Below are 365 nucleotides of genomic sequence, written 5' to 3' on the forward strand. Positions count from 1 at the left end.
GGACCGCCGATTGTTACTCGGGAGACTCGGGTAATTCGGATTTGGCAAAATGCCCCGCCTATTTTGTAGCAGGTGAACACATCGCAGCCATCACGATTTTCACTCGCGATCCCGCGCGCGGCGGATGCGCCGTCGGGTCGCCCCCAGCGCACCTTGGCCTACGCCTCATGACAGACACCCCTGTTCCCGGAGTTTAAGCTCCGATTCTGGCACCCAACTGGCTAACAAAGCGTGCCGCGGCGATCGGCAACGGGCGGCCATCGATCTGGCATAGGGCAATGTTGCAACGTGGCATGCTTTGCATGATCCCCACCTGTCCACCCATTTGCTGCACAATGTCTGCATCCAGTGCAAGCGTTGGCCAG

The 365-nt window shown here is 59.5% G+C and carries 1 pseudogene; it reads left to right on the forward strand.

What is annotated here, in order from left to right:
* A pseudogene (locus AB9F29_RS21460) lies at positions 1-197 on the forward strand (formylglycine-generating enzyme family protein); the annotation flags it as partial.
* Positions 198-365 lie beyond the last annotated feature (168 nt).

The organism is Falsihalocynthiibacter sp. S25ZX9 (assembly GCF_041205405.1).
GTDB classification, from domain to species: Bacteria; Pseudomonadota; Alphaproteobacteria; order Rhodobacterales; family Rhodobacteraceae; genus Falsihalocynthiibacter; species Falsihalocynthiibacter arcticus.